Consider the following 6,702-nt stretch of genomic DNA (forward strand, 5'->3'; position numbering starts at 1 on the left):
AGTGATCGATCGGAGGCCAGGCCATCAGCATCCTTTCGTCATACGCGTGAAACCGCAAAACCAGGCTCAAAGCGAAAAGCATAAACGTCATGGAGCGGATCAAATATGAAAAAACCTTAATCGACCCGCTTTACGAGTGTTACGAATGGCTGACGACAGGCCGACGCCAGCGGCCGAGGGTCGATGCGTCGGCCTGCAACGCAGCCACGGCGGCTTTCGTTCATGACGGCCTCAACGTAAAGCCCGGTGCTGCTCGGGCAGTCGTTGCAGGGGATAGAAGCATGCTGGTTGCTAGAATGTCCGTCCCCTCTTCCCGCCTGAGCCAAGAACCGCCCTGATGGATCTCGAACGCATTCTCTTCACACAGGGCTTCGGCTCGCGCCGCCAATGCCGAGCGCTCGTAGCGGACGGCCGCGTGTCCATCGCTGGCTTGCCCTGCACGAATGCCGCCACCGACATCGCGTCTGACGCGCTCCCCTCGTTCGAGTTTCAAGTCGATGGCACTGAATGGCGGTATCGGGAAAAGGCGTATCTGGCGCTGAACAAACCACCGGGCTACGAGTGTTCGCGTGAGCCACAGCACCACCTGAGCGTCTTTCACCTTATACCGCCGCAATTAACGGAGCGTGGCGTGCAATGCGTGGGACGTCTGGACCAGGACACGACCGGCCTTCTGCTCCTCTCCGATGACGGCGCGTTCGTGCATGCGTTCACATCGCCGAAACGCAAGGTGCCGAAGGTGTATCTCGCGACCACGCGCCATCCGCTGGACGATGCTCAACTCTCGGCTCTTCGCAACGGCGTCTTTCTGCATGGCGAATCACAACCCGTTGCAGCAGTCAGCGCTGAACAGCGCGACGAGCGGCAGCTCGAGCTCTCGGTGCTCGAAGGCAAATACCACCAGGTGAAGCGGATGGTTGCAGCGGCGGGAAACCGTGTGGAGAACTTGCATCGGGAGCGTATTGGCGGCTTGGCTCTCTCCGATGAGCTGGCCGAAGGCCAATGGCGCTGGCTTGACGATGCAGACCTCGCAATGCTCCGGCAAGGCTGACGCGCGTCGTGTGTCATATTCGTGCGACAGCGCGCTGAGTCGCGATCGCGGCCGGTTTAACCTCTCCCGCAGGCCGACTCGGCGCGCTGCATCCATCCGGGTGTTGCGAGCGTAGAAGTGGTATCCCCCGACGTGGCATCCCCTTGCTTTTCGACATTTATGCCCGCACAACAAAAACGCCGCATCGTGACATTCGGTCTTGCCAGTCTTGGCGCTGCGGCGCTCGCCGCGTGTAGTCCCGTCAAACTTTTGAACGCGACCATTCCGTCGAGTGGCTACAGGAAATCATCAGGTATTGCGTACGGAAGCGATCCGCGTCAGGTACTCGATGTCTACGTACCCGCCGCCGCGGCAAGTACTCAACCGCGCCCGGTCGTCGTGTTTTTCTACGGCGGGAGCTGGCAGACCGGCGATCGTGCGAATTATCTGTTTGTCGCACAGGCCTTGACGTCGCGCGGCTACGTGGCGGTACTGCCGGACTACCGCACCTATCCGGAAACAGCGTTTCCTGGTTTTGTTAACGATGCTGCGGCCGCGGCGCGCTGGACTCGCGATCACGCGCATGAATTCGGCGGCGATCCGTCGCGGCTTTTTGTAATGGGTCATTCAGCAGGCGCTCATCTTGCCGCGCTGATCGCGACCGATCCGCGATATCTCGCTTCGCAATCGATGTCGAAAGCCGACTTGCGCGGGGTGATCGGCCTGGCTGGACCTTACGATTTCCTGCCGCTCACGGATCGCACGCTATTCGATGTCTTTCCGGCAGGCACGCGCGCCGAGAGCCAGCCGATCAATTACGTCACGGGCCACGAGCCGCCGATGTTCCTCGCGGCCGGCACGAACGACACCGTTGTCGATCCCGGCAACACCGACCGTCTGGCGGTCATGTTGCGCAAACATGGCGACTCGGTGGAAGTGAAACATTACGACGGTTTCGGCCATATTCGTATTGTCTCGGCGCTAGCGTTGCCGTTGCGGGGAAGCTCGACGGTGCTCGCGGATCTATCGTCGTTTATTGACTCGCGATAAGCGAGTTTTCAGGCTGAATGCACCTATTCAATAGGTGTTAACACAATACGCTGGCGCCGCACTGCAGCATGCCTTTCTTACGACGGAAATCTATACTGATTTCACGACTATTAAAAGAAGCAGGAGGGCCACCATGGCCGCTCACATGACCATTGCAATGATTGCGTTCGTGGCGATCAGCGTGTTGTTTATCGTCGGATTGCTGGTGACGATGCATCTGCGCCATCGCTATCAGCCCAACCTGATTGGTGCGCTGATCGGGGCCTTGCTGTGCTTCATCCTGCTGGAGACGCTACCGGTTCTGATGTGACGTCCGGACGAACGTCCTCCTTGCGCGAAAAGTCGCGCAGGAAGTCGTCGATGCTCGGATAACGCAGCGCGTAACGCATTTCGTCTCGCAGCCGGGTGTTCTGCAGACGTCGCGATTCACGCATGAACGAGAGCATCATCGGCTCGAGTTGCGCCTCTGCCTGCTCGCGCGAAACACGGGGAGCGCGCGGCAAGCCGAGCTTATCGGCAACCAGGTCGAAATAATCGCCCATGCGCAAGTCGCTATCGTCCGAGGCATGCACCACGCGCTGCGGCCGCGCCCGCCGGATCGCGAGCACGAGAATGGCGGCCAGATCGTCGGCGTGGATATGGTTGGTGTAGACATCGTCGGCCGGCGCCAGTGCCGGCGTCCCCTTCTGCAGCCGTGCCAACGGCAGGCGGTTGCCGGCGTAGATCCCGGGAATTCGCATGATCGATGCACTCAGCACACCGCGTCGCGTGGCGGCTCGCAATTGCGTTTCCGCCGATACCCTTCGTTTCGCTCGCGCGTTGTCCGGCCTGACCGGGCGAGTCTCATCGATCCGCGCCCCGCCACAATCGCCGTAAACCCCGGACGTGCTCGCATAAATCAGGCGGATCCGCGCCCGGCGCGCGGCGGCGCCCCAAACCCGGTCGGGTACAATAGACGCACTTTTTATGGGCTTGGCGTGCATTTTGATGGCCGCTGCCATGCTGCTTTTGAAGGTTGCGCGAAACCATCCGCGCCACGCTCGCTGACGGGCCACAGCGCTGGTCGCTTCGCGCGCAACGGACCGTCGCGGCGCACTCAACGCGGCAATCAGCGCGCGGGTCCTGCTGTCGTCGTCGCCGGTTTTCTGGGGGGGCGCAAGATGCAGCACCGTGGACGCAAGACCGGCCAGCCGTCGCAGGCTGCGGCGCTCGTCCAGGTTGCCGATCAACGGTGTTGTGCCGGCTGCGCGCAGTTCGGCGGCGCGCGCCGGTTGACTTGAAAGTGCGATCACGCGAGGCGCGGCAGCACGGCGTACGAGAAGCGGCACGCAACGCAGGCCGACATCGCCGCAACCGGCAATCAGCACACGCGCGCGGCGTAGTTTTCGAGTGGCGATCATGCTGTCGATTGTAGCCGCGACAGCTTTTGCATTTGTTTCATTCAACTCATCCAGGATCTATGGCTTTCAACGTTACGCTCCGGCAAAGCGGCCGGCAGTTTCAGGTAGAACCCGACGAAGCGGTGCTGCTCGCCGCCCTGCGTCAGGGCATTGGTCTTCCCTACGGCTGCAAGAACGGAGCCTGTGGTTCATGCAAGGGCACGGTCGTCTCCGGCGAAGTCGAGCAGGCGCCGCATTCGTCGTCGGCGTTGTCCAACGACGAAAAAACCCGCGGCATGGCACTGCTGTGCTGCGCAACCGCGAAGGGCGACCTGACGGTCGACATACGCGAAGTGGCAGGAGTAGGCGACATCCAGGTCAAGAAGCTGCCTTGTCGCGTGAACGCGCTGGACCGCAAAGCAGCCGACGTCATTGAACTGAAGCTGCAATTGCCGGCCAACGAACGGCTGCAATACCTGGCCGGCCAGTACATCGAATTCATCCTGAAGGACGGCAAGCGCCGCAGCTATTCGATGGCGAGCCCGCCGCACCACGAAGGCCCGATCGAACTGCACGTTCGCCATATGCCCGGCGGCACCTTCACGGACCACGTGTTCGGCCCCATGAAAGAGCGCGACATCCTGCGCTTCGAAGGCCCCCTCGGCACGTTCTTCCTGCGTGAGGATTCAGAGAAGCCCATCGTGCTGCTCGCTTCCGGCACGGGCTTCGCACCCATCAAGGCGATCATTGAACATGCTGTGTTCAAAAATTTGAACCGGCCGATGACGCTCTACTGGGGCGGCCGCCGCAAGCAGGACCTGTACATGATGGACATGGCTGAACAGTGGGCGAAGGACGTGCCTAACTTTTCGTTCGTGCCGGTGCTGTCAGAACCCGATGCGACCGACGCCTGGACCGGCCGCACGGGCTTCGTTCATCGTGCTGTCATTGAAGATCTGCCAGACTTGAGCGCGTATCAGGTGTACGCGTGTGGCGCACCGGTGATGGTGGAATCCGCGCAGCGTGATTTCACGAGTCATCACCGTTTGCCTGAGGACGAGTTCTACGCCGATTCGTTCACCAGCGCGGCGGATCTCGCCAATCCGGTTTAAGCTCGCCGGTTTAGCCGCACTAAAGCCTGCGAGTGTGGCGGCTCGACAAAAAATCGGACCGCCATGGTTTACACGCAGGAACTTCGTATCGTATTCTTCGCGAATGCTCAAAATTTACGCCACTCTTCGACGCCGCTCGCCGCTCCCTTAGGGATGCCGCTGGCTCGTCACGGATTGGCGCTTGAGTTTTCGAACCAGCGCACACTTCGCCACTATGAAGCCACGGAATTCCGTGGCTTTTTGCATTGTTGGTTCGGTTTTTTATCTCGCCACTTTTTTTACTTGCTGTTTTCGTGGAGCCCGCCGTCATGAATTTCCAAGAGTATCCCGTCGAATCGCTGATGTTCATCACGAACCGTCCTGAGATCGTGTTCACGCACGGCAAGGGTTCCTGGCTCTACGACAACAACGAGAAGCGATACCTCGACTTCATCCAGGGCTGGGCGGTGAATAGTCTGGGTCATTGCAACGACGGCATGATCGAAGCCATGGACAAACAGGCTCGCACGCTGATCAACCCGTCGCCGGCGTTCTACAACGCGCCGATGGCTCAGCTCGCCGGCTTGCTGACCGCGAACAGTTGCTTCGACAAGGTGTTCTTCGCCAACAGCGGCGCCGAAGCCAACGAAGGCGCGATCAAGCTCGCGCGCAAGTGGGGCAAGAAGTTCAAGGGCGGCGCGTACGAGATCATCACCTTCGACCACAGCTTCCACGGCCGGACTCTGGCGACCATGTCGGCCAGCGGGAAGCCGGGCTGGGACACCATCTATGCACCGCAAGTGCCGGGCTTCCCGAAAGCGGATCTGAACGACATCGCATCGGTGGAAAAACTCATCACCGATAAAACCGTCGGCGTCATGCTCGAACCTATCCAGGGCGAAGGCGGCGTGATCCCGGCCACGCGCGAGTTCATGCAGGCTTTGCGCGCGCTGACGAAGAAACACAACCTGCTGATGATCGTCGATGAAGTACAAAGCGGTTGCGGTCGGGCCGGGACTTTGTTCGCGTATGAATTGTCGGGCGTGGAGCCGGACATCATGACGCTCGGCAAGGGCATTGGCGGCGGCGTGCCGCTGGCCGCGCTGCTCTCGACGAAGGAAGTAGCGTGCTTCGAACCCGGTGACCAGGGCGGCACGTACAACGGTAATCCGTTGATGACGGCCGCGGGTTTTTCGGTGATTTCGCAACTGACCGCGCCGGGTTTTCTCGAAGGCGTGCGCGAGCGTGGCGAGTACCTGAAGGCGCAGTTGTTGCAGCTGTCGGAAGAGCGCGGTTTTAACGGTGAACGTGGCGAAGGTCTGCTGCGCGCGTTGCTGCTCAATAACGACAACGGTCCGAAAATTGTCGACATGGCGCGCGACATGGGACCGGACGGCTTGCTTCTGAATGCAGCGCGGCCGAACCTGCTGCGCTTCATGCCTGCGCTGAACGTGACGAAGGACGAGATCGACCAGATGATGTCGATGCTGCGGTCCGTGCTGGACGCGCTGTGATTATCCGGGTCTTCGATGAGCGCGACACGCAGGACGTGCTCGCGCTCTGGGCACAAGCATTTCCGGAATACGCCGCGCCCGGCAAACCGCAGCGTGATCCGCGGTTATCGATTCGAAACAAGCTCGCCATGCAGCCGGAGTTTTTCTTCGTCGGCTTGCTGGAAGAGCGTCTGATCGGAACGGTGATGGTGGGTTACGACGGGCATCGCGGATGGATGTATTCGCTCGCCGTCGCCGAGGATCAACGCGGTAACGGTTATGCCCGCGCGCTGGTCGAGCACGCGGAACGCGCGCTTGCTGCTATCGGATGTCCGAAGCTGAATTTGCAAATCATGGCGAACAAGCCTGAGACGCAGGCGTTTTACGCGAAGCTCGGTTATCAGATGGATGAAGTAGTGAGCTTCGGCAAGCGGCTTTGATCATGCGTTAAAAAAGCCGCATGCCCTTCTTCAAAGGCACGCGGCTTCTTCATTCAACAATCCACAATTACTCACCCAGGTAAGCGGCCCTGACCTTCGGATCATCCAGCATGGTCTTCGCGTCACCCGACATGGTGACCAGACCCGAATCCATCACATACCCGCGATTCGCCGCCTGCAACGCCAGCCGCGCGTTCTGCTCAACCAGCAGCACCGTCA

General features: G+C 60.3%; 7 protein-coding genes and 1 pseudogene. 6 read left to right on the plus strand and 2 right to left on the minus strand.

The features are described from left to right. Positions 1-337: 337 nt before the first annotated feature. From JWR14_RS08265 to JWR14_RS08275, 3 genes are all read left to right on the plus strand, one after another. Positions 338-1,051, plus strand: a complete 714-nt coding sequence (locus JWR14_RS08265) for a 16S rRNA pseudouridine(516) synthase (RefSeq protein WP_299704314.1) — start codon at positions 338-340, stop codon at positions 1,049-1,051. Between the two features lie 159 nt (positions 1,052-1,210). Then, entirely contained in the window at positions 1,211-2,080 is an 870-nt protein-coding gene (locus JWR14_RS08270) for an alpha/beta hydrolase (protein ID WP_299704317.1), read from the plus strand. Positions 2,081-2,213: 133 nt separating this feature from the next. Then, on the plus strand, positions 2,214-2,390 hold the full coding sequence (locus JWR14_RS08275; protein WP_031359874.1) for a hypothetical protein: 177 nt from the start codon (positions 2,214-2,216) through the stop codon (positions 2,388-2,390). On the opposite strand, the gene JWR14_RS08280 is transcribed toward JWR14_RS08275, so the two are convergent. Then, complete coding sequence (locus JWR14_RS08280; protein WP_299704322.1) at positions 2,356-3,480, minus strand: NAD-dependent epimerase/dehydratase family protein; 1,125 nt, start codon at positions 3,478-3,480, stop codon at positions 2,356-2,358. The two genes, JWR14_RS08275 and JWR14_RS08280, sit on opposite strands and share 35 nt — an antisense overlap. A 59-nt stretch (positions 3,481-3,539) precedes the next feature. On the opposite strand from JWR14_RS08280, the gene JWR14_RS08285 reads away from it, so the two are divergent. The 3 genes from JWR14_RS08285 (at position 3,540) to JWR14_RS08295 (ending at position 6,483) form a co-directional block, all read left to right on the plus strand. Further along, on the plus strand, positions 3,540-4,571 hold the full coding sequence (locus JWR14_RS08285; protein WP_299704325.1) for a CDP-6-deoxy-delta-3,4-glucoseen reductase: 1,032 nt from the start codon (positions 3,540-3,542) through the stop codon (positions 4,569-4,571). Between the two features lie 308 nt (positions 4,572-4,879). Continuing rightward, positions 4,880-6,064, plus strand: a complete 1,185-nt coding sequence (locus tag JWR14_RS08290; protein WP_299704327.1) for an acetylornithine transaminase — start codon at positions 4,880-4,882, stop codon at positions 6,062-6,064. Next, on the plus strand, positions 6,061-6,483 hold the full coding sequence (locus JWR14_RS08295) for a GNAT family acetyltransferase (RefSeq protein ID WP_299704330.1): 423 nt from the start codon (positions 6,061-6,063) through the stop codon (positions 6,481-6,483). The genes JWR14_RS08290 and JWR14_RS08295 overlap by 4 nt, the downstream gene beginning before the upstream one ends. 67 nt (positions 6,484-6,550) lie before the next feature. Here the strand turns inward: JWR14_RS08295 and JWR14_RS08300 are convergent. After that, positions 6,551-6,702 (minus strand): annotated as a pseudogene (locus tag JWR14_RS08300) (ABC transporter ATP-binding protein); the annotation flags it as partial.

Origin of the sequence: Caballeronia sp. (genome assembly GCF_028292365.1) — a bacterium.
Classification (GTDB): domain Bacteria; phylum Pseudomonadota; class Gammaproteobacteria; order Burkholderiales; family Burkholderiaceae; genus Caballeronia.